This is a genomic window from Fictibacillus sp. S7, assembly GCF_004127935.1.
Classification (GTDB): Bacteria; Bacillota; Bacilli; order Bacillales; family Fictibacillaceae; genus Fictibacillus_C; species Fictibacillus_C enclensis.
The window spans coordinates 1,194,139-1,220,202 of sequence record NZ_QJKL01000001.1; the positions used below are offsets into that span (position 1 = coordinate 1,194,139).

A 26,064-nucleotide genomic window follows, 5' to 3' on the forward strand; every position below is an offset into this window, starting at 1 on the left:
CTCCTATTCTTCTGAAAGCCATGTGCGGAGCAGTTTTGCAAATTCCTCCGGCTTGTCTTTTGCCATTTTTTCGATTTGCTCTTTTCTTGTATTCTCTTCAGCTTCGAGAGCCATTTTCACTTCCGGCACATTATAGAATGTTTCATCGGTGAGGTAATCCCCCGCATCCAACTGATCATTCGTATTTCTTCTCCGCATGAGTTGGATGGCCAGAACAAGAATCACCGCGACCAATAATCCGCCGGCTATATAGATCCACATTGGAAGGCCATCCTTTGCCGGTGCTGTGGTTTGCTGCTTTCCATTGAACGGCTTGGCGGAAACAAAAATTTTGTTGTCAATCTGCTGCTGAGTAAGATTCGGAGTCTCTTTCGAAATGCTTGTGCGCACGATATTTCCAAGCATCTTTTCTATATCGTCCAGCGTTCCCTGCGGAAGAGAAGAAGGATCATCCGGTTTTGGAGGTTCAACCATCACTTGAATGCCGAGGTCTTTTACTTCATACGGACTTTTTACAATTTCATTTTTGATTCTGTTGACCTCGTAATTAATCCGGTCTTCCGTTTTTTCATAGTCACCATGGCCATTCCCATCGCTGCCCTGATACGTTGGGATATCACTTTCTCCAGTATTATCCACACCGCCGGCCTGGGCACCATTTCCGCTATACGTCTCTTTTACCTTTTCAGCACTTATCTTGATGCCTTCCATTTTTTCTTTGTCCACCGGCTCGACAAGTTTTTCTTCTGATTTTACTTTTGTAAAATCAATATCAGCGGTCACGGTGGATACCACTTTGTCAGGTCCCACGATTGCGCCCAGCATTTGCTGGACCCTCTGCTGCAGGTCTTTTTCTATATCCTGCTTGATTTGTCGCTGCTCTTCATAGGCGGTCATGTTTGAATTTGTCCCCGCCTGGTCCAAAGAAAAAGTATTCGAGTACTGGTCGGAAATCACAATATTTTCAACCGGCAGATCAGGCACACTTTTGGAAACCAAATGATAAAGGGACTGCACTTGGCTTTGGTCCAGTTTATAGCCCGGCTTAAGGGAAAGAACGACTGATGCAGAAGAGGAGGCTTTTTCATCTGCTACCCATATGCTTTTGTCAGGAGTGGTAATCATTACGCTTGCCTCTTGGATGCCGTTGATGCTTTTGATCAGCTTCTCAATTTCGGTTTGTGTAGCTTCTTTTTCGATCACATTAAACTCATTGTCTGTCATGCCAAAGCCTTTATTTTCACCGAAATAGGAGTAATCGATGCTTCCGCTTTTCGGAATACCTTCAGCGGCAAGGTCCACTTTCAACTGATCCACCACACCCTCTGGCACAGAAATGACCTGGCCCCCGTTGGAAAGCTCAGAAGTGATTCCTTTCGAATCCAGACTTTCTTTTATCTGCCCCGCTTCTTCTGGGGAAAGATTCGAATACAAAGGAACCAGCCGTGGCTTTAACAGAAAGGTGGCTAAAAATGAAGCTACTAGAATAACAAACACTATCGAACCAATAAGAATCACTTTTTGTTTTTTCTGTTTCTCTTTAAACGTTGTATATATGCTCATCATGGCGTGTTTCAATTTATCAATCATACTTTCCCCCGATTAACTTCTATGAAGGACCCTCTATGCTTTTCAAATAAAACGATCAACCTACCCCTACAAACAAGGATAGCTTTTCGAAATAGTTTAATAATGAATGCTATAGTTGCGTTCTCATCACTTCCTGATAAGCTTCAACTACTTTGTTTCTGATTTCCAATGTCGTTTGCAAGGTAAGACTGGCTTTTTCTGCAGCAATCATTACTTGATGCAGGTCGGTGGTTTTTCCTGTTACCAGCTGCTCTGTTGCCTGGTTTGAGGCATGCTGTGAATCATTAACATTCTTAATCATTTTCCCGAGCATCGATGAAAACGACTGCTCTGCTGCTGAGGGGCTCTGTTTTTGTGCCGGATAGGCGGCTTTTGCCAAATGGGCAGCTGAAGAAATAGTAAATGAGCTCATATGTATCTCCTATCTTCCAATTTCCAGTGATTTTAAATAGATTCCTTTTGCCGCATTAAGAGCGGTCACATTCGCTTCATAAGAGCGCGTGGTGCTGACCAAGTCGACCATTTCTTTTAAAGGGTCCACGTTTGGCAGCCGAACATACCCATCGGCATCGGCATCTGGATGATCCGGCTGGTAGACCGTTTTAAACGGAGTTTTATCTTCGACGATGCCAATAACCTTCACCCCCCCAACCCCTTTTGCCGATTGAAACAGGGAGTTGAATGAGTTTTCATTCGGGCTGGTAACCACCATTTTTCTTCGGTACGGCTCCCACTTGCCGTTTACCAGGGTTCCGTGTGTAGAATCCGCATTCGCGATATTCGAAGACGTCACATCCATTTTCAAGCGCTGTGCGGTCAAGGCTGAGGCTGAACTATTTAATGCCGTAAACATCCCCATCTTACGCTCTTCCTCCTTTAATCACCATTTGAATTGAATTGAATTTCCCGTTCAGCTGCTGTACAAGCGCCTGATTCATGATTTGATTTTTTGCAAGTTCGGACATTTGTTCATCTAAATCCACATTATTGCCATTGTTATTGATCTTGGTACTATTGCTTGTTGTCACAGAATAACCGGACATCGGTCCTGAACCGAAGTCGAGATGTCTGCTTTCGGTACGATAGGCCAGCAAGCTCTCCTGGAGCTTGGAATGAAATTCGACATTTTTCGCTTTATAGTTGGGTGTGTTGATATTGGCTATATTATCTGAAATCGCTTTTTGCTTTAATGCTGTTCCATCCAGGCTTCGTTCCAGCATTTGAAAAACAGGACTTGAAAACATTTAAATCCCCTCTTTTTTACTACTATTATTTTAAAAGAGTGCCAAATCTTACCGTTCTTACATATTCTAAGGGATAAAACCAAAAAGTGTCTATGTATTTTTTCCTAAATCGACTTTTTTCGATAAAAAGGCCTAATTAAATAATAGGTCTTTATTCCTGATGTTTTTTTACTAAAACCGTTACGTAGAGTGAATGGACTATACCTTTTTACCTGTTATCATTCTTCAAAATTCGACAAAATCCTTTATTATCCACAAAAAAAGGCCATCCTGCCTATCAGGCAGAATGACCTATTCGTTTGAGCTTATTAGCTCGTTTTTAATTTGGATAGTTCAAGCAGGAATTTATCGTTAAGCACTTTAATATACGTACCCTTCATACCAAGTGAGCGGGATTCGATGACACCGGCACTTTCAAGCTTACGGAGAGCATTGACGATTACTGAACGGGTAATCCCTACTCTGTCCGCGATTTTACTTGCTACCAGCAGGCCTTCATTCCCCTCGAGTTCTTCAAAAATATGCTCGATCGCTTCAAGCTCACTGTAAGAAAGGGAGCTGATCGCCATTTGCACGACGGCTTTATTTCTCGCTTCTTCTTCAATCTCTTCCGCTTTTTCACGCAGAATTTCCATTCCTACAACCGTTGCACCGTATTCGGCCAACAGAAGATCATCATCGTTGAACGAGTCCGTAAGGCGGGAAAGAATTAAAGTCCCAAGACGTTCTCCCCCTCCTATGATCGGTACGATAGTTGTCAGGCCAGAAGAAAACAATTCTTTGTTTTCAACTGGAAATGCTGTATATTCACTGGCAATATCCAGATTGGACGACGTTTCAGTCACATTAAATAGTCCTTTGGTATACTCGGAAGGAAATTGTCGTTCCTCCAGCATTTTTTTCATACGCTCGTTTTCTATTTCCTGTTTCAAGGAAATACCAAGAAGCTTACCTCTTCTGCTGACAACAAAAATATTTGCTTCAATCACATCTCTTAGCGTTTCTGCCATTTCTTTAAAGTTCACGGGCTTTCCGCCAGATTGTTGCAGCATCGCGTTCAGCTTTCTTGTTTTTTCTAATAAGTTCATTTCATTTTCCTCCTACAGAATGTACTGGCTTAAATCCTTATTCTTTGCGATAGACGCAAGTTTTTCTTCTACATACTCTGGTGTGATTTTTATCGCATTCATCGTAACATCCGGTGCCTCAAAGGACAAGTCTTCAAGCAAGCGCTCTAAGATGGTGTGAAGTCTCCGTGCTCCAATGTTATCCGTTTCCTGGTTGACCTGAAAGGCTATACTTGCAATCTTAGAAATAGCTTCGTCAGAAAATTCAAGATTTATACCTTCTGTCGCAAGCAACGCCTTATATTGTTTTAAAAGGGCGTTATCCGGTTCAATAAGGATTCTCGTAAAATCTTCTACCGAAAGTTTCTCGAGTTCTACCCGAATGGGAAAACGGCCCTGCAGCTCGGGGATCAGATCAGATGGTTTCGCCATATGAAACGCACCTGCTGAGATGAAAAGAATATGATCCGTTTTGATGGAACCATATTTGGTCATCACAGTTGACCCTTCCACAATGGGAAGGATGTCACGCTGCACACCTTCCCTGGATACATCGGCAGTATTTTGATTTTTCCCTGCGATTTTATCAATCTCATCTATGAATATAATACCTGTTTGCTCCGTTTTGTAAACAGCATCACTTGTTACTTCATCCATATCAATCAATTTTGCCGCTTCATCCTGGGTAAGAACCTTTCTGGCCTCTGAAACTGGCAGCTTGCGCTTTTTCTTTTTCTTTGGCACAAGGCCGCCCAGCATATCCTGCATGTTCAAACCGAGCTGGTCAAGTCCTGCCCCCTGGAACATATCCATCATGGAATGATTTTGTTCCTCAACCTCTACGGTTACCAGATGATTTTCGAGTTCGCCCATCGCCAGCTTATGGGCCATTTGCCGCCGCTGCTGGGTAATGGATTGGTCGTCTTCGCTATCATTGGATGTTTGTGATGGGCCATTTCCTGAACCAAAAAACATTTCAAGCGGATTTTTGTAGCTGCTTTCTTTTTGCTTGCCGGGAACGAGCAGTTCAACTAGCCTTTTATTGGCGTTTTCCTCGGCTTTGTCTTTCACTTCATGCATTCTTTGTTCTTTAACGAGGCGGATGGATGTTTCAACCAGATCCCTGACCATGGATTCAACATCCCTGCCCACATATCCTACTTCGGTGAACTTGGTGGCCTCCACCTTGATGAACGGTGCATTCACAAGCTTTGCGAGTCTGCGGGCAATTTCGGTTTTCCCAACACCGGTTGGCCCGATCATGAGAATATTTTTAGGTGAAATTTCATCTCTCAGTTTTTCGTCAAGCAGCGCTCTGCGGTACCGGTTTCTAAGCGCAACGGCGACCGCCTTTTTGGCATCCTTCTGACCCACAATGTATTGATCCAGCTTTTCGACGATTTGCCTTGGAGTTAACTGAGTATTCATCTCTTCCCACGCCCCTTCTACAGCTCTTCAAGAATAATTTGGTTATTGGTATAAACACAGATCTCTCCGGCAATTTCCAGAGCGGCTCTGGCAATTTCAGCAGCGGAAAGATGGGGAGCATTCCTTTTTAGCGCTCTTCCTGCAGCAAGCGCATAATTTCCGCCCGAACCGATAGCCAGAATGCCATCATCCGGCTCAATCACTTCGCCTGTTCCTGAAATGAGCAGGAGGCTTTCGTTGTTCATCACAATCAGCATGGCTTCAAGTTTTCTTAATACCTGATCCGTGCGCCATTCTTTGGCAAGCTCAACACTGGCCCGTGCCAGGTTTCCGCTGAATTCCTCCAGCTTAGCTTCGAATTTTTCGTATAATGTAAAAGCATCCGCCACCGATCCGGCAAATCCGGCGAGCACTTTTCCCCCGAAAAGCCTGCGGACCTTTTTAGCAGTATGCTTCATCACTACTGCATTTCCCATTGTTACCTGCCCGTCTCCCGACATGGCAAATTTCCCATTGTGATGGACGGCAAAAATCGTCGTTGCATGGAATGTTTGTGTCATAAGAAAAATCCCTCCTTATTCTCATTTATGCACGAGGATGCGTGTTATTATAAATTTTTTTTAAATGATCTTTTGTGACATGAGTATAAATCTGTGTGGATGACAGATGCGAATGCCCAAGCAGCTCCTGGACGGCCCTCATATCGGCGCCTTCGTTCAGCAGGTGGGTGGCAAACGTATGGCGGAGTACATGGGGGCTGATATGTACGGTCAGTGTGGTCTGCTCAATCAGGCGGTTTAAAATCGTTCTTACACCACGGGGGGTTAAGGGGCCGCCTTTATAGTTAAGAAAAAGCGTTTTTTCGGGATGGCCCGCTTTCTCTGACAATTCCTTTCTGCCTTCTTCTATATATCGGCTGAGTGCTTCAATCGCATAACTGCCCAGCGGTACATACCGTTCTTTTCTGCCTTTTCCTTTAATAAGAACCGTTTCAATATAAAAATCAATGTCCTCAAGCTGGATCTGGCAGCATTCGCTGACCCGGATTCCTGTGCCATACAAGAGTTCCAGTATCGCCTGGTTTCGCTGGCCAAGCGGAGTGGACAGATCGCTCACATGAAAAAGCTCCGCCAACTCTTCTTCGTAGATAAAATGCGGAATGCTCTGGCCCTTTTTTGGGAGGGAAGCCAAAGCAAACGGGTTATGTTCAACAATCTTTTCCCGGTTTAGAAAACGATAAAAGCTTCGGAGAGACGAAATTTTCTTGGCAACAGTCCTCCTGGAGTACGACTGTTCATGAAGCCAGGTCAAATAATGTCTCACCAAAAGATAAGAAACAGCAGCGAATCCTTCGATTGCTTGCTGTTTCATAAACGACTTAAAATGCAAAATAGCTTTTTCGTAGTTTTCCGTTGTATGATGTGAACTATTTTTTTCTATTTGCAAATACTCGATAAACATCTTCAAATAGCGGTCATTTAAATCCACTTATCACACCTCACAAAGCCCCTAAATCTTATCACAGATCAGGGGCAATAACAAGCAAGTTCACAATTTTGTTATAAAATTCTGAATTGTTTCCAGCGCTCTGCCAGCTAATGCTTCATAACGTTCCTTTTTATTCCTAATTCGCGTTTCAAGCGCAGGCAGCAGGCCAAAGTTGGCATTCATCGGCTGGAAGTTCTTTGAATTGGCGGTCGTAATGTAGTGTGCCATGCTTCCAATCGCCGTTTCCTGAGGAAACTCCAGCAGTTCCTTGTCTTCCATCAGCCGGGAAGCATTAATCCCTGCAATCAGACCGGAGGCCGCACTTTCCACATACCCTTCCACACCAGTCATTTGACCGGCAAAGAACAAGTCTTCTCTGTCTTTAAACTGATACGTCTTTTTCAGGAGATTTGGAGAGTTGATGAACGTATTTCTGTGCATCACTCCATACCGGACGATTTCTGCTTTTTCCAGCCCCGGAATAAGCTGAATCACTTCTTTTTGCGGTCCCCATTTCAAATGCGTTTGAAAACCTACTATATTATATAACGTACCCGCACTGTTATCCTGTCTCAGCTGGACAACTGCATATGGCTGTTTTCCGTTTTTCGGGTCTTCAAGACCTACCGGTTTGAGCGGGCCAAACAACATGGTTTTTTTCCCTCTCGATGCCATGACCTCAATCGGCATGCAGCCCTCAAAGAAAATTTCCTTCTCAAATTCCTTGAGAGGCACCGTTTCAGCAGCAATGAGCGCTTCATAAAAACGGTCAAACTCTTCTTCTGTCATCGGACAGTTCAGGTAAGCCGCCTCCCCTTTGTCATAGCGGGACTTTAAATAAACCTTGTCCATGTCTATGCTTTCCACATCAAGGATAGGAGCAGCTGCATCATAAAAATACAGGTAATCTTCCGAGGTCAGTGCTTTCAGGGAATCCGAAAGTCCTTTCGAAGTCAGAGGGCCTGTGGCAATGATGGTCGGACCATCTGGAATGTTTGTTACTTCCTCTTCAAAGACCGTTACGTTCGGATGATTTTTTACCCGTTCTGTAACAAGAGCCGCGAATTCATGGCGGTCAACAGCAAGAGCACCGCCTGCCGGTACCGAACAGTCATCAGCTGACGCAATGATGACCGAGTCCAGTTTTCTCATCTCTTCCTTCAGCACACCTACCGCATTGGTCAATGTGTTGGAACGGAGTGAATTGCTGCACACCAGTTCCGCAAATTTATCCGTATGATGTGCCGGGGTTTGTTTTTTGGGTCTCATCTCATACAGATGAACCTTTATTCCCCGCTTGGCGATCTGCCAGGCTGCTTCACTTCCTGCAAGCCCGGCGCCGATTACGTTCACATAATCTTTCATACTGCTTAATACTCCCCTTTAACCTTGCTCCTCAGCGTAATCACAAGAAATACACTGTACCACTTTTCCTTTTTTTGTTTTCTTTTCCACAAGCATCTTGCCGCATTTCGGACACGTTCTTCCCACCGGTTTATCCCATGATACAAATTCGCAATCCGGATAGCGGCTGCATCCGTAAAAAATACGGCGTTTCTTGCTTTTTCTCTCCACGATTGTTCCCTTGTGGCATTCCGGGCATTCGACACCCGTATCTTTTACAATCGGCTTGGTATTTCGGCATTCCGGAAAGTTGGAACAAGCCATAAATTTACCATACCGGCCCATTTTATAGACCATTTCATGTCCGCACACTTCACAGTCCTCACCGGCTGGCTCATCTTTTATTTCTACTTCCTTCATTTCCTCTTCTGCAACAACAAGCTGTTTTTCAAAGCTTTTATAAAATTCATCGATTACTTCGTTCCAATGCTTTTCCCCGTCTTCGATTTCATCCAGATCGTTTTCCATTTGCGCAGTAAATTCGACGTTAAAGACTTGCGAAAAGAACTCAAGCGTCAGCTCAAGAACTACTTCACCAAGTTCTGTCGGCTGGAACTTCTTGTCGTCGAGCATGACATATCCACGTTTTTGAATGGTATCGAGTGTCGGTGCATAAGTGGACGGACGCCCGATTCCGAGTTCCTCCATCGTCCGGACAAGCCTCGCCTCACTGTATCTTGGAGGCGGCTGCGTAAAATGCTGGGTAGGCTCTATTTCTTTCTTTTTAGCGGTTTTGCCTTCCTCCAGGTCTGGCAGCAGACGATCTTCATCTTTCTTTCCGTCATCGTTTCCTTCGATGTACACTTTCATGAATCCCGGAAACTTTACTTTAGATCCGTTTGCACGGAAGATTACACCTTCATTTTCAAGGTCCACTGTCATCGTATCAAGAACAGCGGAGGACATTTGACTTGCGATAAAACGCTCCCATATTAAACGGTACAAGCGAAGCTGGTCACGGCTCAAGTATTCCTTCAGCTCTTTCGGATGTTTCGAGGCAGAAGATGGCCGGATGGCTTCATGGGCATCCTGGGTATTTTTCCCCGGCTTCTTTTCCCCGCGGTTCACCTGGTTAACAAATTCCTTGCCATATTCTTCGGTAATGAAGGCTTGTGCTTCTTCTTTTGCCAGATCGGAAATACGGGTGGAATCCGTTCTCATGTAAGTGATCAAACCTACAGTGCCTTCCTTGCCAAGGTCGATTCCCTCATAGAGCTGCTGTGCGAGCATCATCGTTTTCTTCGCCCTGAAATTCAGTTTTCGGGCAGCTTCCTGCTGCAGGGATGACGTGATGAAAGGAGGAGCAGGGTTCCGTTTTCGTTCCTTCTTTTGAACAGAAGCAATGGAAAACGTATTTCCTTTCAACTTGCTGAGAACTTCCTTTACTTCCTCTTCATTCGCCAGTTCCCTTTTCTTGCCGTCAACTCCATAAAAACCGGCTTCGAATTCTTCTTTACCATAAGAAAATGATGCCTTGATTTTCCAGTATTCCTCAGGAACAAACGCTTTGATTTCTTTTTCGCGTTCCACAATGAGCCGCAGTGCTACCGTTTGGACACGGCCGGCGCTTAAGCCTTTTTTGACTTTCTTCCATAATAAAGGGCTGATTTTGTAACCGACAAGACGGTCCAAAACGCGGCGGGCCTGCTGAGCATCCACCAGATCCATATTAATCTTTCTAGGCCGTTTAAAAGAGTCTTTTATCGCATTCTTCGTAATTTCGTTAAATACCACACGGCACTCTGAATTCAGATCAATGTCGAGGCTGTGGGCCAGATGCCAGGCAATTGCTTCTCCTTCTCTGTCGGGGTCAGACGCGAGAAAGATTTTTTTTACCTTTTTGGCCGCAGTCTTCAATTCTTTTAAAACCGGTCCTTTGCCCCGGATGGTTATATATTTTGGATTAAAATTATCATTTATCTCTACTCCCATTTGGCTGCGGGGTAAATCCCTCACATGTCCCATCGAAGCCTTTACGATATATTTGCTTCCCAAATATTTTTTTATCGTCTTTGCTTTGGCGGGAGATTCAACGATTACTAAATACTCTTCCATTTACAGTGCATCCCCCTTTAAGGGTATATTCAAATCTTCCCTATTATTAAATAGACTTTCATCATTTGTCAAACGGTTTTCAGTTATTGCCATTGAAACTCATTCAATAAACAGGGATTAATATTTCATTCTGACCTAATAAACCAAACTTAATTCATGAAGGATGTCTTCAGCCTCCATCACAAGTTTGGCGCCTTGCTGAATCAGGCGGTTTGTGCCTGCCGCACACTCATCCAGAATGGACCCGGGTACGGCAAATACCTCTCTGCCCTGTTCCATGGCCTGATCAGCAGTAATGAGCGAACCGCTTCTCTCTCGGGCTTCCACCACAAGTGTTCCCCTTGTAAGCCCGCTTATAATCCGGTTTCGTTCTGGAAACTGCCACCTTCTCGGTGGAGTCTCATATGGATATTCTGACAAAAGCAGTCCGCTTTTGGTAATCCGGCGGGCGAGAGCCATATTGGACTTAGGATAGACCTGACCGATTCCTGAGCCAAGTACTGCAATGGTACTTCCTGAGTGCGTTAATGTCAATTCATGGGCATGTGTGTCAATCCCGGCCGCCAGCCCGCTGACGGTCATCCATCCCTTTTGAAGCAGCGGATTCAAGATCTTTTCAAGACTTTTTAATCCGCCGCCTGTGGGGTGCCGGGTTCCTACTATACTTATGGAAAGAGGCATCGATAATGCTTCCATGTTCCCTTTGCTGTATAACACCCAGGGCGAATCAAAAATATACCGGAGAGCACCGGGATAATGACTATCAAAATATGTAAGTATTTTTATATTATGCTTCTCGTATGTTTGTTTGATTGAACGATACGACAGATTTCGGATATCCTCCCAAAAATCATTGCTGTTCCGCTGGTTCATCCGTAACTGCTCCCGGAGTTCAGCCTTTGTCAGCTGAAAAATGCTTTTTAAGTCGGGATCGACTGCTAAAATTGACTGGATGGTCTTCCATCCGGCGCCGCGGCAATGATGAAGAAGAATTAACCGTTCTCTGTCCATACGTCTCCTCCAATAACTGTTTTTTTATATCGTTGCTCTTGGGAGTGGTTGATTTCCGTTTCAGGGTGCTCGCTTTCCGCAGGGCGTGCGGTGAGCCCTTTTAATAAAGTATTTTTTAAAAAAAGCTCCCTGAAATCAGGGAGCTTTTTTGATTAAACATTCGCTTTGTGTGTTGTGCAGGATTCGAGGAGACCTTTTTCTTCAAGAACGGAAACAAGTGTCTCACCCATAACAGATGGTGTTTCAGCGACTTTAATACCGCACTCCTGCATTGTTTTGATCTTTTCGGCAGCTGTGCCTTTCCCGCCGGAAATAATTGCTCCAGCATGGCCCATACGCTTTCCTGGAGGCGCTGTTTGTCCGCCAATGAATCCGACAACTGGTTTTGTCATGTTGGCTTTTACCCATTCAGCTGCTTCTTCTTCAGCTGTTCCGCCAATTTCACCAATCATGATAACTGCATACGTATCTTCATCTTCGTTAAATGCCTTAAGAACATCGATGAAATCAGTACCGTTAACCGGGTCTCCGCCGATACCAACAGCTGTTGACTGGCCGATTCCGCGCTGAGTTAACTGATGCACAGCTTCGTATGTCAATGTTCCGGAACGGGATACTACACCAACATGTCCTTTTTTATGAATGTATCCTGGCATAATACCGATTTTGCATTCTTCCGGTGTAATAACACCCGGGCAGTTCGGGCCAACAAGACGTGTTTTCTTGCCTTGCATGTAGCGCTTTACATTTACCATGTCAAGAACAGGAATACCTTCTGTGATACAGATAGCAAGGTCAAGTTCTGCATCTACCGCTTCGATAATAGAATCAGCAGCGAATGCCGGTGGAACGTAAATTACAGAAGCGGTTGCTCCAGTAGCTTCAACAGCTTCTGCCACTGTGTTGAATACTGGGAGTCCTTCTACCTCAGTACCGCCTTTTCCTGGTGTTACACCGCCGACAATTTTGGTTCCATACTCAAGCATTTGCTGGGTATGGAATAGGCCTACAGATCCTGTAATCCCCTGCACGATGACCTTTGTGTCTTTATTGATAAAAATACTCATCTAATTCTCCACCCTTCTTCTTTATTTCCGGGAATTATTTTACTAGTGAAACGATTTTTTCTGCACCGTCTGCCATGGAATCTGCAGATGTAATATTCAATCCTGATTCGTTAAGGATTTTCTTTCCTAGATCTACGTTTGTTCCTTCAAGACGAACAACAAGCGGAAGGTTCAATCCTACTTGCTTGGTTGCTTCTACAACACCGTTGGCAATAACATCACACTTCATGATGCCGCCAAAAATGTTAACGAAAATACCTTTTACATTTTTGTCGGAAAGGATAATCTTGAACGCTTCTGTTACTTTTTCAGTTGTTGCGCCGCCCCCAACGTCAAGGAAGTTGGCAGGATCACCATTGTAGTGCTTGATGATGTCCATGGTTGCCATCGCAAGTCCTGCACCGTTAACCATGCAGCCAATATTTCCATCAAGGGAAATGTAGCTCAAGTCATATTTGGAAGCTTCGATTTCTTTTTGATCTTCTTCTTCCAGGTCGCGGTATGCCAGAATGTCTTTTTGGCGGTATAGCGCATTGGAATCAAAGTTTAATTTCGCATCAAGCGCCATTACATTACCGTCGCCAGTTACGACAAGCGGGTTGATTTCTGCAATAGAGCAGTCTTTTTCAACAAAAGCCTTATAAAGGCCAAGCATGAACTTTGCAGCCTTGTTTACAAGCTCTTTCGGAATATTGATGTTGAATGCCAAGCGGCGTGCCTGGAAAGCTTGAAGACCGATTGCCGGGTCAATGACTTCCTTGAAAATTTTCTCAGGTGTCTTTTCAGCTACCTCTTCAATTTCAGTACCGCCCTCTTCAGAACCCATCATAACAACGCTTGAAGTTGCGCGGTCAAGAACAAGGCCGATGTAATATTCTTTTTTAATATCGCAGCCTTCTTCGATAAGCAAGCGCTTAACTTCTTTGCCTTCAGGACCAGTTTGGTGTGTAACAAGCACTTTCCCCAAAATTTCATCCGCATATGTACGAACTTCATCAAGGTTTTTAGCTACTTTAACACCGCCAGCTTTTCCTCGTCCGCCAGCATGGATTTGTGCTTTAACAACAGTTACAGCGCTTCCTAATTCTTTCGCAGCTTCTACTGCTTCTTCTACGGAATACGCTACTTTACCGTTTGGAACAGCCACACCGTACTTTCTTAGTACCTCTTTACCTTGATACTCGTGGATATTCATTCTCCATCCTCCTATCATCTTTAAAACTAAACTACCGTTTACCATTTTATATAATAGAAGCCGAACTGTCCACTCTTCTTCGAAAGAAATGCAAACGTATTCACCTAATTCCGACAGAAAACCGCACAATTTCCTACACAATATGTACTATTTCCGACATTTAAGAAAATTTTACGGCACGCAAAAAGCAGGCTATTTACGCCTGCTTTTTTCCTTTGTGTCATTATCATCCGTTTTGCTTTTTTTCCCCGACTCTTTCACCATTGCATCACGCTCAGAAACGGGACGGTAGATTCCAAATTCTTCACCGATTTCCTCGCGGTATTGATCAAGCATCGATTCTACCCCGGAAACAAGCAATTTTCTTCTTGGCATCACAATCGCCTCCTTTTCTTGTAGGATATCCATTCCTTCAAAAAATAGGCAATTGCGCCTCTATAGCAACGTACCCTGCTGAACAGGCGAAAAGGAGCGCCGGTGTTCCTCCACCGGGCCATGTTCGTCAAGTGCTTGCAAATGGTCCTTCGTACCGTAGCCCATATTCTTATGAAACAGATACTGCGGATACTTGTCATGCAACTCTTTCATGTACCGATCTCTGGTTACTTTAGCCACAATCGACGCTGCAGCAATGGATACACTTTTGGCATCTCCCTTGATTATTTTCGATTGAGTGATAGGAAGGGGAAGCTCCATGGCATCGATGAGCAGGTGGTCAGGCTCCTTCTTTAATGCCCTTACTGCTTTCACCATTGCTTTTTTTGAAGCCTGATAAATGTTGATTCGATCGATTTCAGGCGCCGATACCAGCCCCAATCCAACTGCAACCGCCTGATTCAATATCTTTTCGTACAACTCTTCACGTCGCTGTTCACTAAGCATTTTGGAATCATTGATTCCTGGTATGTAGGTTCCGGGAGCGAGAATAACGGCAGCGGCAACGACAGGACCGGCAAGCGGCCCCCTGCCGACTTCATCTATACCGGCGATTAAGGATTTACCCTGATTGGTCCATTCGCGTTCAAAGATGAGCATCTCCTCATATTTCTCTTTAAGTAAACGCGCAGACTTCAACTCTTTTTCGTGCCTGCTAATGATCCTCTGCACACCTGCCCTGCCGTCTTTTCCGAGTTCCTCCAAAAATTCCTGCAATCGTTCCCCGCTGTCCTTAAGTTCGAGCAGCTTATTTTCGATCTGTTTTATTGTAAGCTTCATCATCAACCTTCACTTTCTATGTAGTTGAACGCCGCGCTGGTTCTCATTACAAAAAAAGGCACGCGGATGCGCACCTTTACCATTAAACTTGATCAGGCCGCTCGTAGGAGAGCCTTCCCAATTTCTCGGCCCGGATATCGCGCAGGACGATTTCCGCCGTTTTTTCATAATCAATGAATCCGCCGCTCATCAAACAACCACGCTTCTTGCCGATTGCATCAAAAAGCTGGATAGCTTCGTCCGGAATATCCTCGAGGTTATATCGTTCCTGAAGTCTTTCCGGATAGTGATCCTTATAATAATTCAAAGCGAATAAGACAATCTCCGAAAAGTCGAGCAGCGTTTCTTTTATCGCTCCGGTAACCGCCAATTTAAGTCCGATCGACTGATCTTCAAATTTTGGCCAAAGAATACCTGGCGTATCCAGCAGCTCCAGGGAAGAACCTACCTTGATCCACTGCTGTTTTTTTGTCACACCGGGTTTATCCCCTGTTACGGCAATATTCTTTCCTGCCATGCGGTTGATCAGGGTGGATTTCCCTACGTTCGGAATCCCCAGAATTAATGCCCGCACAGCTCTCGGCTTAATAATACCTTTTGCCTTCATTTTATCAAACTTTTCTTTCACCAGCTCTTTTGCCGCGGCTTCAATCTTGTTAATGCCCTGTCCGGTTTTGGAGTTGAGCACAAGGACAGGAAGGCCTTTCCCTTGAAAATATTCAACCCAAAGCCTGGTTACTTCAGGATCCGCCATGTCTGCTTTATTGAGCAGCAAAAGACGTGGTTTCCCGGCAGTAATTTCATCGATCATTGGATTACGCGAGGCCAGAGGCACCCGTGCATCCACCAATTCAAATACAACATCAATCAGTTTTAGTTTTTCTGTTATTTCGCGCCTGGCTTTTGCCATATGGCCCGGAAACCATTGAATGGTCATTGCTACACCTACTTTACTACTTTACAACACCGATATCGTTAAGCGGCCAAAATCGCACCGTGGCTTTTCCGATGATATTATCCATATCTACAGTGCCGATATTCCGGCTGTCACTGCTGTGCCGGCGATTGTCGCCCAATACGAAAACCTGGCCTTTAGGAACGGTTTGCTTGCCTGTTACTTCAAACAAAGTGAAATCATAGGTTAAGTCTCCGTCTTTTGTTTGCTCTTTATACGGTTTGAGGTACTTTTCGTTCATCGGCTTGCCGTTGACATACAGCGTGTCATGCTTATACTCAATCGTATCTCCCGGCAACCCAATCACACGCTTAATGTAATCTTTTGTTTCTGTCGCCTTAAACACCACAATGTCAAAGCGTTCCGGTTTATCAAGCTTGTTTACTACCAGCCTGTCCCGGTTATGTAGCGTAGGCATCATGGACTCGCCATCGACAACAATGGGAGCAAACAGAAAATAACGGACGACGCCGGCAAGAAGCAAAGCCACGACCAGCGCTTTTACCCATTCCCAAGATTCTTTTTTGTTACTTGCCATACTTCATCCTCACATTCAGGTTTTATTTAGATATATAAAAAGGAGCTTGAGATGAGTCAAGCTCCTTTTTAGTGCAATTAGCGAATCTCTTTGATACGCGCTGCTTTACCGCGAAGTGCACGCAAGTAGTAAAGCTTAGCACGACGAACTTTACCGCGTCGAACGACTTCAAGGTTCGCGATCTTAGGAGAATGTAAAGGGAATACACGCTCTACACCCACACCGTAAGAAATTTTACGAACAGTGAAAGTTTCGCTGATTCCAGTTCCGCGCTTCTTGATTACAACACCTTCAAAAAGCTGGATACGTTCACGAGTTCCCTCGACAACTTTTACGTGTACACGAACAGTATCACCAGAACGGAACTTAGGAAGATCCGATTTTAGTTGTTCTTTAGCTAGATCTGCAATAATCTGTTGCATAGTTATTGCCTCCTTCCGACAGATGTTCTTGCCGCGCTTTCATCAGCAGCGGAACACCTTAATACTGGCCTAAGCCACGAAATATATCTTATCACATGAAAGAAATGAAAAGCAAGTGGTTATGCTAAAATTCACTTCTCTTTTTTAACCTCTTCCAGCCACTTTTTTTCCTGTTCTGTCAGGTCTGCAGACTCCAGGAGATCAGGTCTTCGTTTCCATGTACGGCGCAGCGATTCCTTTGTCCGCCAATCTTCAATATGCTTATGGTTGCCTGAAAGAAGGACATCCGGAACCTTCATGCCTCTGAAGTCGGCAGGCCGGGTATAATGCGGGTGTTCAAGCAATCCCGAACTGTACGAGTCTCGTACGGACGACTCTTCATTTCCGAGCGCGCCGGGTAAAAGGCGGATCACGCTGTCAATGATGACCATCGCCCCCAGTTCACCACCGGTGAGTACAAAATCGCCGATGGAGATCTCGTCGGTGACCAGGTTCTCCCGAATGCGTTCATCATAGCCTTCATAATGGCCGCAAACGAAAATCAAGTGCTGTTCTTCGGAAAGTTCTTCGGCTTTTTTTTGCGTAAAGCGTTCTCCCTGAGGACAGAGAAGGACAACCCTTGGCTTGGCCTCGCTTTTGTGGGTCAGATCTTCCACCGCGTCAAAAAGCGGCTGGGGAGTCAGCACCATGCCTGCTCCGCCGCCATACGGATAATCATCGACCCGGCGGTGCTTATTTTCCGTGTACTCCCTGAAATCGGTAACATGGTATTCCACAAGCCCTTTTTCCTGTGTCTTTTTTAAAATGGACGAACCAAACACACCGGCAAACATTTCAGGAAAAAGCGACAACACATCAATTCTCATCTAAATCAAGCCTTCCATCAGATGAATGATGACCTGCTTGTTTTCAACGTCCACCGATTTAACCACCGGAGGGATATACGGAATCAAGAGGTCCGGACCAAAATCCTTCTGTTTGATGACCCAGACATCATTTGCTCCCGGAGAAAGAATTTCTTTCACCTTGCCGAGTTCTTTTCCATCATCCGTAATCACGGTACAACCGATGATATCACGATAGAAAAACTCGCCTTCTTCCATTTCTACGGAATCGTCCGCAGATGCCTTTAAAAGGTGTCCTTTATATTTTTCCACATCATTGATATTCGAGTGACCTTCAAATTGCAGGAGATCAAACTGCTTGTGAACACGGTGAGCCGCAATGGTCACAGGTACCATGTCGCCGTCCCCTTGTTCCACATAAAGTGTGTTGCCTAATTTGTACCGTTCTTCCGGGAAGTCCGTCCTGGAAATGACCCGGACTTCACCGCGTATTCCATGCGTATTGACGATTTTTCCGACATTTAACCATTTCGTCATCTCTATCCACCCTTGCCGCCCTTCTCTTTTTTAACAGTGTGGGCTGAATGATCGCAATCTATAATCATTTTTTTTGAAAGTGAAAAAAAGGGTGAGGCTGCCCCCATCCCTTTTTAGCTTAAGAAGTTTATACTGCATTCCCAAATCTATACGATTTCAAGTGAAATGCGCTTGTTCTGACTCGTTCCTGCAGCGTTGACAACAGTTCGGATGGCTTTTGCCACCCTGCCCTGTTTACCGATGACCTTGCCCATGTCTGAGCTGTGGACGGTCAATTGGTAAACGAGCTTTTCCCCGTCTTCTACTTCTTTTACGCTGACTTCTTCTGGATGATCAACAAGAGCCTTAACAATCGTTTCGATCAACTCTGTCATCATATCATCACCCATTATTTTTGTAGTTTAGCGTTGTGATACTTTTCCATTAGTCCAGCGTTAGAGAAAAGGTTGCGTACAGTGTCTGAAGGCTTCGCGCCATCAAGCATCCATTTAAGAGCCTGCTCTTCGTTGATTTTAACTTCTGCAGGGTTTGCAACCGGATTGTAGGTACCAATCTCTTCAATAAAGCGGCCATCACGCGGTGCGCGGGAATCTGCTACTACTACACGATAAAATGGAGCTTTCTTTTGCCCCATGCGTTTTAAACGAATTTTTACTGCCATTGTAAAAATACACCTCCGAAAATTGTTCACACAAATCAATATAATATAATAAATTTCCAGCTTTGTAAACCAGAAAATTCATCCAATCTTACATAAACGGAAATTTCATTCCGCCTTTCTTCTTGCCTTTCATCATGCCGGACATCTGCTTCATCATCTTTTTCATTTCATCGAACTGCTTGATCAGCCGGTTGACCTCCTGTACAGTGCGACCGCTGCCCTTGGCAATCCTTCTTCTTCTTGAAGCGTTAATGATTTCTGGCTGCTCTCTTTCAAGCTTGGTCATCGATTTGATAATCGCTTCGACATGGCCGATTTGTTTATCATCGATCGAAACATTCTTTAAGCCCTTCATCTTGTTGGCGCCCGGCATCATGCTGAGCAGCTCATCAAGTGGACCCAGGCTTTTGACCTGCCCCATCTGATCAAGAAAATCATCAAAGGTAAAGGACATGTCCCGCATTTTTTTCTGCAGTTCTTTTGCCTTTTCCTCATCCACATTCGTTTGTGCTTTTTCAATCAGCGTCAGCACATCACCCATGCCGAGGATTCTCGACGACATTCTGTCTGGATGAAACGGTTCGAGAGCGTCCATTTTTTCTCCCATACCGACAAATTTAATCGGAAGGTCAGTAACCGCTTTAATGGAAAGTGCGGCACCGCCCCGGGTATCGCCATCGAGTTTGGTCAGCACAACGCCCGTCAGCCCAAGCTGCTCGTTAAAGCTCTCGGCTACGTTCACTGCGTCTTGCCCTGTCATGGCATCCACCACCAGGAAAATTTCATTCGGGTTTGAAATTTCTTTGACCTTTTGAAGCTCATCCATCAGTTCTTCATCGATATGCAGGCGTCCTGCCGTATCTATGATTACATAATCATGATGCTCTTCCTTCGCCTTGGCGATGGCCTGTTTGGCAATCTCCACAGGGCTTACCTGATCCCCAAGTGAAAAAACAGGAAGATTCAGCTGCCCGCCCACGGTTTCCAGCTGTTTAATCGCAGCTGGACGATAAATATCGGCAGCGACCAAAAGCGGGTTGCGGTTATGCTTCTTGCGAAGATGGTTCGCAAGCTTTCCGGTTGTGGTCGTTTTACCCGCTCCTTGCAGACCCACCATCATAATGACGGTCGGCGGCCGGTTGTTCACTGCAATCTTGCTTTGCTCGCCGCCCAACAAGGTGGTAAGCTCATCATGAACAACTTTCACAACCTGCTGCCCGGGAGTCAGGCTCTTCAGCACTTCCTGCCCCACAGAGCGTTCGGTCACCCGTTTAATAAAATCTTTGACAACCCGGAAGTTAACATCGGCTTCAAGGAGCGCTAGACGGACTTCGCGCATCATTTCTTTTACATCTGCTTCCGTCACTTTGCCCTTGCCCCTGATTTTCTGCAGGGTGTTCTGAAGCCGGTCGGCCAATCCTTCAAATGCCATAGTATTGTCGCCTCCTATTCCATGTTTTCAAGGCGATCAATGATCTCAAGAACTTTATCAGACGAATTTCCGAGCAGTTCTTTTAATCTGGAAAGTAACTGATCGCGTTCCTGAAATTTCGCAAATAAACCGAGCTTTTCCTCGTACTCTTCAAGCATCGCCTCTGTCCGTTTAATATTATCATAAACGGCCTGGCGGCTTACATTATATTGTTCAGCGATTTCTCCAAGAGAAAAGTCATCCAGATAATAAAGAGCCATGTAATTCTTTTGCTTCGGGGTCAGCAATGACTGATAAAAATCAAACAAATAATTAATTCTCGTTGTCTTATCCAGCATTTCAACACCCCTTGTTAAGTGAAAAGCCTTTACGTTAAATTATAGTACACTGGTCATTGCCCAATGTCAAGTTTTTTTCTTGATAGCAAAGAAAAGCTGAAGGGGACCGTTTAGAGACGAAAGGCGTTGGAACTTTAACACAGCAACACGCTCTTTGTGTTGGGGTGGTAAGGTGAAACGACAGAGTCTCTGGTCCCCGAAGCTGGATCACTACGAAAAGCTGAGGTGCCCCGTTAAGGGACGAAAAGCATTGGAGGGCTTTGGCATAAAACGCTTTTTGTTTTCTGACAAAGACCGAAATGATCGAGTTCCTGGGCGCCGAAGCTGGATCACTACGAAAAGCTGAGGTGCCCTGTTAAGGGACGAAAAGCATTGGAGGGCTTTGACATAAAACGCTTTTTGTTTTCTGACAAAGACCGAAATGATCGAGTCCCTGGGCGCCGAAGCTGGATCACTACGAAAAGCTGAGGTGCCCTGTTCAGGGACGAAAAGCATTGGAGGGCTTTGACATAAAACGCTTTTTGTTTTCTGACAAAGACCGAAATGATCGAGTCCCTGGGCGCCGAAGCTGGATCACTACGAAAAGCTGTGATTAACCCATAACAAAGTGGTTTACTTCGTTCGTTTTGGACATTTTGCACACAAAAAGAGCGGAATTACTCCGCTTTTTCTTCATCCTCCAGGCCGGAAAACAAGCCGTAAACAAATTGATCGGGATCAAACACCTGCAGATCATCAATTTTTTCTCCCAAGCCGACAAATTTCACAGGAATATCCAGTTCATTCCGGATGCCCAGAACAATTCCACCCTTCGCCGTGCCGTCCAGCTTGGTTAGGACAAGCCCTGTCACATTAGTCGACTGGCTGAACGTTTTCGCCTGGTTCATGGCATTTTGTCCGGTGGTTGCATCCACAACAAGCAAGACTTCATGTGGTGCTCCCGGCACTTCACGTTCGATGACGCGTTTTACTTTTTCAAGTTCGTTCATCAGGTTTACTTTGTTTTGGAGCCTCCCTGCCGTATCGCAGAGAAGAACGTCGGCATTTCTCGATTTTGCTGCCTTTAAACTGTCATAGATCACCGCCGCAGGATCAGAACCTTCCTGGTGCTTGATTACATCTACACCAGCACGCTGCCCCCAGACCTCTAGCTGCTCGATCGCTCCTGCCCTAAACGTATCTCCCGCTGCAAGCAGAACCGATTTCCCCTCCTGCTTCAACTGGTGGGCGAGCTTTCCGATGGTGGTCGTTTTTCCGACACCATTAACACCGACAAACAGGATGACGGACATCCCTTCGGTTTGCAGATTCAGTTTACCCTCCTGATCACCTTTGTGCAGCATACCGGCGAGCGTCTCGGAAATCGCCGATTTTAAATCCTCCGTATTTTGGATGTTTCTTGTTCTGGAAACATCTTTGAGCTGATCAATGAGTTCCATGACCGTATGAACACCAACATCAGCAGAAATCAAGATTTCCTCCAGTTCTTCAAAAAATTCCTCATCTACTTTTCTGTAGCGTTTTACCAGGTCATTGACTCGTGTTGAAAATGAAGTTCTTGTTTTTTCCAGCCCGCTTTTGAATTTTTCGGATACCGAATCGGATTGTGTCGTAAATTTTTCTTTTAATCGTTTTAAAAAGCTCATGCTTTCCTCCTATGTTCTCTATTTGTCAGTTTGCACCGACAAGTTCCTTTGATTCCTCAAGTTTCACAGAAACCAGCTTGGATACACCAGATTCCTGCATGGTCACACCGTACAGAACATCTGCTTCTTCCATCGTACCCTTTCTGTGGGTTACCACGATAAATTGCGTCCCTTTGCTGAATGTTCTTAAATAGCTGGCATACCGGCCAACGTTGGCATCATCAAGTGCAGCCTCTACCTCGTCAAGAATGCAAAAAGGGACGGGACGCACTTTCAGGATGGCAAACAGCAGGGCGATCGCTGTCAGCGCCCGCTCTCCTCCAGACAACAACGCAAGATGCTGCAGTTTTTTTCCTGGAGGCTGGGCTAGAATGTCCACTCCTGTTGTCAGCAGGTTTTCCGGATTGGTTAGAGAGAGATCGGCTCTGCCTCCCCCGAACAGCTCCTTGAAAATCAGTCCAAAATGAGAGCGTATGCCGGTAAACGTTTCTTCAAATCTTTTTTTCATTTCGATGTCCATTTCATCAATGACCCCATGTAGGGTTTCCTTCGCTTCCACCAAATCCTGTTTTTGTTCGGTAAGAAAATTGAACCGCTGGGACACACGTTCATATTCTTCAATGGCTCCAAGGTTGACCAGACCCAGTTCTTCAATGGCCAATTTGATCAATTTTACTTTTTTCCTTGCTTCGTCTGCTTCTATGGAAAGCGCAAACTTTTCCTTGGCGCCTTCAAATGACAGTTCATATTCTTCGCGCAAATGGGTGAGGCGGTTATCAAGTTCAACATCCAGCCGGTTTATGCTTACTTCTTCGGTGCGGAGTGCATCATTGAGCTGTTTAAGAATTCGTTTCGATTCTTTAAGCTCCCTGTCACGGTCCTCCGACTTCTGGTAAAGTTCAAGCCTCTCCTGCCTGCGCTGTGAGATCAAATGGAGAACCGCGTTTTTATCCTGCCGTTTGGACGCAATATGCCCGTCCAGTACTTCTTCACCGGATGAATTACTGTTCATTTCTTCCTCAAGCATCCAGAAGTCCTGATCGGTTTCCTCAAGCTGGGCCGTTACATCCTTTAATTCCGACCGGAGTCGGACCAGCTTTTCCTGCTGATTGGCGGTCTGCTGCTCCTTTTCGGCAATTTTGATTTTTATTGCGGTGGCAGACTGCTGAATTTCTTCCTTGGATGTTTGCTGATCTTTTTTGCGAATCGTAAGCTCCTCGATTTTCTGCTCGAGAATTTCAGCCTCTATCTTGTTGTCTTCAAGGGAGGCTTCAAGCTCGGTAATTCGTTCAGCAATGGAATTTTGCTCCGTATGATAGCTATTTTTTTCGCGGTCATAAAGAGATAGCCTGTCATTCAGATTTTTCTCTTCTATCTCAATTTCCCGCAATTTGCTTTTGAGCGATTGTTCTTCCAGGCGGCTGTTTTCCCCTTCCTGCCTGAACGCATCCAGCTGTTCACGCAATTGGAGAATCGCCGCTTTGGAATCTTTCACCTGGGCCTCGGCAAAAGCCGTCTGGTGTTCCATCTTTTCCAGCTTTTCGGTCACCTGGTCCAGTTCACGCTGCCGTCCCAGAAGTGAGGAGTTCTTTTGTTTAACACTTCCTCCTGTCATCGAGCCGCCGGCACTTACGACATCTCCTTCGAGCGTGACAATACGATACTTGTACCTAAAGATTTTCGCGATTTCATTGGCGCCTTCTATTGTTTTGGCAATCACAATGTTCCCCAAAAGGTTGGCGATAATTTTTTCATAGCTGGAATCGGCAGCCACCAATTGGCTCGCCACACCAACAAAAGCGGGGTGGGACGCAGCAAGACTGAGATCAGAAGGCTGAATATACCGTCCTTTGATCACCGACATCGGCAAAAAGGTTGCCCGCCCATACCTTTTCTTCTTCAGGAATGAAATGGCGGCGACGGCATCCTTTTCACTCTGTGTCACGATGTGCTGCATGGACCCGCCGAGCGCCGTTTCAATAGCGGTTTCCACTTTGGCCGGTACACTGATTAATTCAGCAACCGCTCCTTCAATGCCGGTAAGGTTGCTTTTGGCCTTTAGCACCTCTTTTACGCCCTGCATAAAGCCCTGGTATTCGTCCTGCATGGATTCAAGCCATTCTTTTTTCGATTTGAACTGCTGAATAAACTGATACGCTTGATACAGTTTATTTTGTTTTTCCTCATTTTCATTTTCTTTTTGTTCGAGTTGTTTTTTCAGTTTGGCATACTGCTCGAGGTGGCCCGATATTTTTGTCTCGGCCGCTTTGACCTGTTCAAGCAGCGCAAGCTTTTCCGTGTGGACGTTTTCCCGCTGTTCAATATAACCTTCATGTTCTTTGTCCAGACGGGTGGATTTAAACTGCTGCTGACTCTTCTGGTCTGTTAAATACCGCATCTCATTTTTGATCGATGCTGAGCTGTTCAGAGCCTCAAAGTATTCACTTTTCAGCCGTTCGATCTCAGCTTCAAGATCCAGCTCCATAACAGACAACCGGCTTTCTTCTTCTTTAAGCTGATTCCTAAGTGTTCGGAGTTCTTTCTTTTGCTCGCCGAATAAACGTTCCCCTTCCGCTGAAGCATGCTCCAGCTCCTCCTTTTTTTTCTTGAGGTTCTGAATCTGCTGTTTCAGGGATTCTTTATTCTGATGATAGTTTTTCTTTCTTTCCTTTAAAACCTCACGTTTTCCTTCGAGCTTTTCCAGTTCCTCGCTCGCCACCAGCAAAGACTGCTGCAGCTCGTCGATCGATTCGTCAAGCGCCTGGATATCCGAACGCATGCGTTCAAGCGATGCCTCTTCATTTTTCACCTTGGCCGCAAGTGCAGAATCCTTTGTTTTCAGCTCATCCACAAGTTGGGACTGTTTTTCCCATTTCCCGTGCAGTTCTTCAATCTCATACACCGTTAATGCGACTTCAATTTGCTCGAGTTCCTCTTTCTTCTCCAGAAAATCCTTGGCAATGGAAGCCTGGATCTCGAGCGGCTCAACCTGTCCTTCCAATTCATAAATAATGTCTTCAACGCGATTCAGGTTCTCTTGTGTTTCATACAGCTTGGCTTCTGCTTTTTGTTTTCGTGTTTTATATTTCAAAACACCGGCCGCTTCTTCAAAAATCTTCCGCCGGTCCTCTGCCTTGCTGCTTAAAATTTCTTCAATTTTCCCCTGGCCGATAATGGAATATGCTTCACGGCCGAGTCCCGAATCCATAAACAAATCCACAATGTCCTTCAGCCGGCATTGCTGTTTATTCAGCAGGTATTCACTGTCACCTGAACGGTAAACTCTTCGGGTTACACTGATTTCATTATATTCAAGCGGAAGGTGCTGATCCTCATTGTCCAGCGTGAGGGTCACCTCAGCCACATTGAGCGGCTTTCGGTTGTCGCTTCCCGCAAAGATGATATCTTCCATTTTCGATCCGCGAAGTGATTTGGCCGACTGCTCCCCGAGCACCCAGCGGACAGCATCTGAAATATTGCTTTTCCCGCTGCCGTTCGGGCCAACCACTGCCGTCACTCCCGGCACAAATTCAATATTGATTCGATCCGCAAAAGACTTAAAACCTACAACATCTAATCGTTTGAGGAACATCTTAATCCCCCTTATGTATTCTTAACTAATTTATTTTACCATAGATCAACATACAAATAGATTCATTTATGCTACAATTAACAAGAAAGAGGAAAGAAAGGGTGCTATGATGAATTTAACCACTCCCAGCCAGGAAAATATAGAGTTCATGATTGAAGCCGTAAAAAGAAAGCTGCAGCTCGTAAATTCCGGCTTGATTCAGGGTGACGATTACACCGTTGACCAATATGAAGACATTAAAGATCTCTATGAAATGGTCATGAAAATGCCCGGTTTTAGTGTTCGTGATATGGAAGGCATTGTGTCCGAGCTTGGTTCACTGAAAAAGAAATAA

The 26,064-nt window shown here is 45.1% G+C and carries 27 protein-coding genes; 1 reads left to right on the forward strand and 26 read right to left on the reverse strand.

Going from position 1 to position 26,064, the window contains the following annotated elements:
• Positions 1-3: 3 nt before the first annotated feature.
• From fliF to smc, 26 genes are all read right to left on the reverse strand, one after another.
• Entirely contained in the window at positions 4-1,590 is a 1,587-nt protein-coding gene (gene fliF, locus DMO16_RS06035) for a flagellar basal-body MS-ring/collar protein FliF (protein WP_129476004.1), read from the reverse strand.
• Between the two features lie 109 nt (positions 1,591-1,699).
• Complete coding sequence (fliE, locus tag DMO16_RS06040) at positions 1,700-2,002, reverse strand: flagellar hook-basal body complex protein FliE (protein ID WP_061969423.1); 303 nt, start codon at positions 2,000-2,002, stop codon at positions 1,700-1,702.
• Positions 2,003-2,011: 9 nt separating this feature from the next.
• A complete protein-coding gene (gene flgC, locus DMO16_RS06045; RefSeq protein ID WP_061969421.1) occupies positions 2,012-2,449 on the reverse strand; it encodes a flagellar basal body rod protein FlgC in 438 nt (145 codons plus the stop codon).
• A 1-nt stretch (position 2,450) separates the two neighbouring features.
• The gene (gene flgB, locus DMO16_RS06050; RefSeq protein WP_425590019.1) at positions 2,451-2,810 is read right to left on the reverse strand and encodes a flagellar basal body rod protein FlgB; all 360 of its coding nucleotides are present in this window, start codon (positions 2,808-2,810) and stop codon (positions 2,451-2,453) included.
• Positions 2,811-3,142: 332 nt separating this feature from the next.
• Positions 3,143-3,922 (reverse strand): GTP-sensing pleiotropic transcriptional regulator CodY, encoded by a 780-nt coding sequence (codY, locus tag DMO16_RS06055; RefSeq protein WP_061969417.1) that lies wholly within the window; start codon positions 3,920-3,922, stop codon positions 3,143-3,145.
• 12 nt (positions 3,923-3,934) lie between these two features.
• The gene (gene hslU / locus DMO16_RS06060) at positions 3,935-5,329 is read right to left on the reverse strand and encodes an HslU--HslV peptidase ATPase subunit (protein WP_061969415.1); all 1,395 of its coding nucleotides are present in this window, start codon (positions 5,327-5,329) and stop codon (positions 3,935-3,937) included.
• 17 nt (positions 5,330-5,346) lie between these two features.
• Positions 5,347-5,889 (reverse strand): ATP-dependent protease subunit HslV, encoded by a 543-nt coding sequence (hslV, locus tag DMO16_RS06065; protein WP_061969414.1) that lies wholly within the window; start codon positions 5,887-5,889, stop codon positions 5,347-5,349.
• Between the two features lie 25 nt (positions 5,890-5,914).
• A complete protein-coding gene (gene xerC / locus DMO16_RS06070; protein WP_082635707.1) occupies positions 5,915-6,817 on the reverse strand; it encodes a tyrosine recombinase XerC in 903 nt (300 codons plus the stop codon).
• Between the two features lie 60 nt (positions 6,818-6,877).
• Entirely contained in the window at positions 6,878-8,182 is a 1,305-nt protein-coding gene (trmFO, locus tag DMO16_RS06075; protein ID WP_061969412.1) for an FADH(2)-oxidizing methylenetetrahydrofolate--tRNA-(uracil(54)-C(5))-methyltransferase TrmFO, read from the reverse strand.
• 18 nt (positions 8,183-8,200) lie between these two features.
• The gene (gene topA, locus DMO16_RS06080) at positions 8,201-10,276 is read right to left on the reverse strand and encodes a type I DNA topoisomerase (protein WP_061969410.1); all 2,076 of its coding nucleotides are present in this window, start codon (positions 10,274-10,276) and stop codon (positions 8,201-8,203) included.
• A 135-nt stretch (positions 10,277-10,411) separates the two neighbouring features.
• Positions 10,412-11,287, reverse strand: a complete 876-nt coding sequence (gene dprA, locus DMO16_RS06085) for a DNA-processing protein DprA (RefSeq protein WP_129476011.1) — start codon at positions 11,285-11,287, stop codon at positions 10,412-10,414.
• A gap of 152 nt (positions 11,288-11,439) precedes the next feature.
• Positions 11,440-12,354: a succinate--CoA ligase subunit alpha gene (gene sucD / locus DMO16_RS06090; protein WP_061969406.1), complete on the reverse strand. Its 915-nt coding sequence runs from the start codon at positions 12,352-12,354 to the stop codon at positions 11,440-11,442.
• Between the two features lie 34 nt (positions 12,355-12,388).
• Positions 12,389-13,549 (reverse strand): ADP-forming succinate--CoA ligase subunit beta, encoded by a 1,161-nt coding sequence (gene sucC, locus DMO16_RS06095; protein ID WP_061969404.1) that lies wholly within the window; start codon positions 13,547-13,549, stop codon positions 12,389-12,391.
• A 192-nt stretch (positions 13,550-13,741) separates the two neighbouring features.
• Positions 13,742-13,924 (reverse strand): hypothetical protein, encoded by a 183-nt coding sequence (locus tag DMO16_RS06100; RefSeq protein ID WP_061969402.1) that lies wholly within the window; start codon positions 13,922-13,924, stop codon positions 13,742-13,744.
• Between the two features lie 60 nt (positions 13,925-13,984).
• Positions 13,985-14,767 carry a ribonuclease HII gene (locus DMO16_RS06105; RefSeq protein WP_129476014.1) on the reverse strand — a complete coding sequence of 261 codons (783 nt, stop codon included), beginning with the start codon at positions 14,765-14,767 and terminating at the stop codon, positions 13,985-13,987.
• A 79-nt stretch (positions 14,768-14,846) separates the two neighbouring features.
• Positions 14,847-15,701, reverse strand: coding sequence for a ribosome biogenesis GTPase YlqF (gene ylqF / locus DMO16_RS06110; RefSeq protein WP_061969398.1), 855 nt, complete (start codon positions 15,699-15,701; stop codon positions 14,847-14,849).
• Positions 15,702-15,717: 16 nt separating this feature from the next.
• A complete protein-coding gene (gene lepB, locus DMO16_RS06115; protein WP_061969396.1) occupies positions 15,718-16,257 on the reverse strand; it encodes a signal peptidase I in 540 nt (179 codons plus the stop codon).
• Between the two features lie 77 nt (positions 16,258-16,334).
• Positions 16,335-16,679 carry a 50S ribosomal protein L19 gene (rplS, locus tag DMO16_RS06120; RefSeq protein WP_061969393.1) on the reverse strand — a complete coding sequence of 115 codons (345 nt, stop codon included), beginning with the start codon at positions 16,677-16,679 and terminating at the stop codon, positions 16,335-16,337.
• Positions 16,680-16,810: 131 nt separating this feature from the next.
• Positions 16,811-17,545, reverse strand: a complete 735-nt coding sequence (gene trmD, locus DMO16_RS06125) for a tRNA (guanosine(37)-N1)-methyltransferase TrmD (RefSeq protein ID WP_129476016.1) — start codon at positions 17,543-17,545, stop codon at positions 16,811-16,813.
• Positions 17,546-18,061: a ribosome maturation factor RimM gene (gene rimM / locus DMO16_RS06130; RefSeq protein WP_129476018.1), complete on the reverse strand. Its 516-nt coding sequence runs from the start codon at positions 18,059-18,061 to the stop codon at positions 17,546-17,548.
• A gap of 146 nt (positions 18,062-18,207) precedes the next feature.
• Positions 18,208-18,435 carry a KH domain-containing protein gene (locus tag DMO16_RS06135; RefSeq protein ID WP_061969387.1) on the reverse strand — a complete coding sequence of 76 codons (228 nt, stop codon included), beginning with the start codon at positions 18,433-18,435 and terminating at the stop codon, positions 18,208-18,210.
• Positions 18,436-18,449: 14 nt separating this feature from the next.
• Positions 18,450-18,722: a 30S ribosomal protein S16 gene (gene rpsP / locus DMO16_RS06140; protein WP_061969385.1), complete on the reverse strand. Its 273-nt coding sequence runs from the start codon at positions 18,720-18,722 to the stop codon at positions 18,450-18,452.
• Positions 18,723-18,810: 88 nt separating this feature from the next.
• The gene (gene ffh / locus DMO16_RS06145) at positions 18,811-20,154 is read right to left on the reverse strand and encodes a signal recognition particle protein (RefSeq protein ID WP_061969383.1); all 1,344 of its coding nucleotides are present in this window, start codon (positions 20,152-20,154) and stop codon (positions 18,811-18,813) included.
• Positions 20,155-20,168: 14 nt separating this feature from the next.
• Positions 20,169-20,492, reverse strand: coding sequence for a putative DNA-binding protein (locus tag DMO16_RS06150; protein WP_061969381.1), 324 nt, complete (start codon positions 20,490-20,492; stop codon positions 20,169-20,171).
• A 656-nt stretch (positions 20,493-21,148) separates the two neighbouring features.
• On the reverse strand, positions 21,149-22,138 hold the full coding sequence (ftsY, locus tag DMO16_RS06155) for a signal recognition particle-docking protein FtsY (RefSeq protein ID WP_061969379.1): 990 nt from the start codon (positions 22,136-22,138) through the stop codon (positions 21,149-21,151).
• A 25-nt stretch (positions 22,139-22,163) separates the two neighbouring features.
• Positions 22,164-25,730, reverse strand: coding sequence for a chromosome segregation protein SMC (smc, locus tag DMO16_RS06160; RefSeq protein WP_129476022.1), 3,567 nt, complete (start codon positions 25,728-25,730; stop codon positions 22,164-22,166).
• A 109-nt stretch (positions 25,731-25,839) separates the two neighbouring features.
• Between smc and DMO16_RS06165 the strand changes: the two genes are divergently transcribed.
• Positions 25,840-26,064, forward strand: coding sequence for a DUF1128 domain-containing protein (locus DMO16_RS06165; protein WP_061971574.1), 225 nt, complete (start codon positions 25,840-25,842; stop codon positions 26,062-26,064).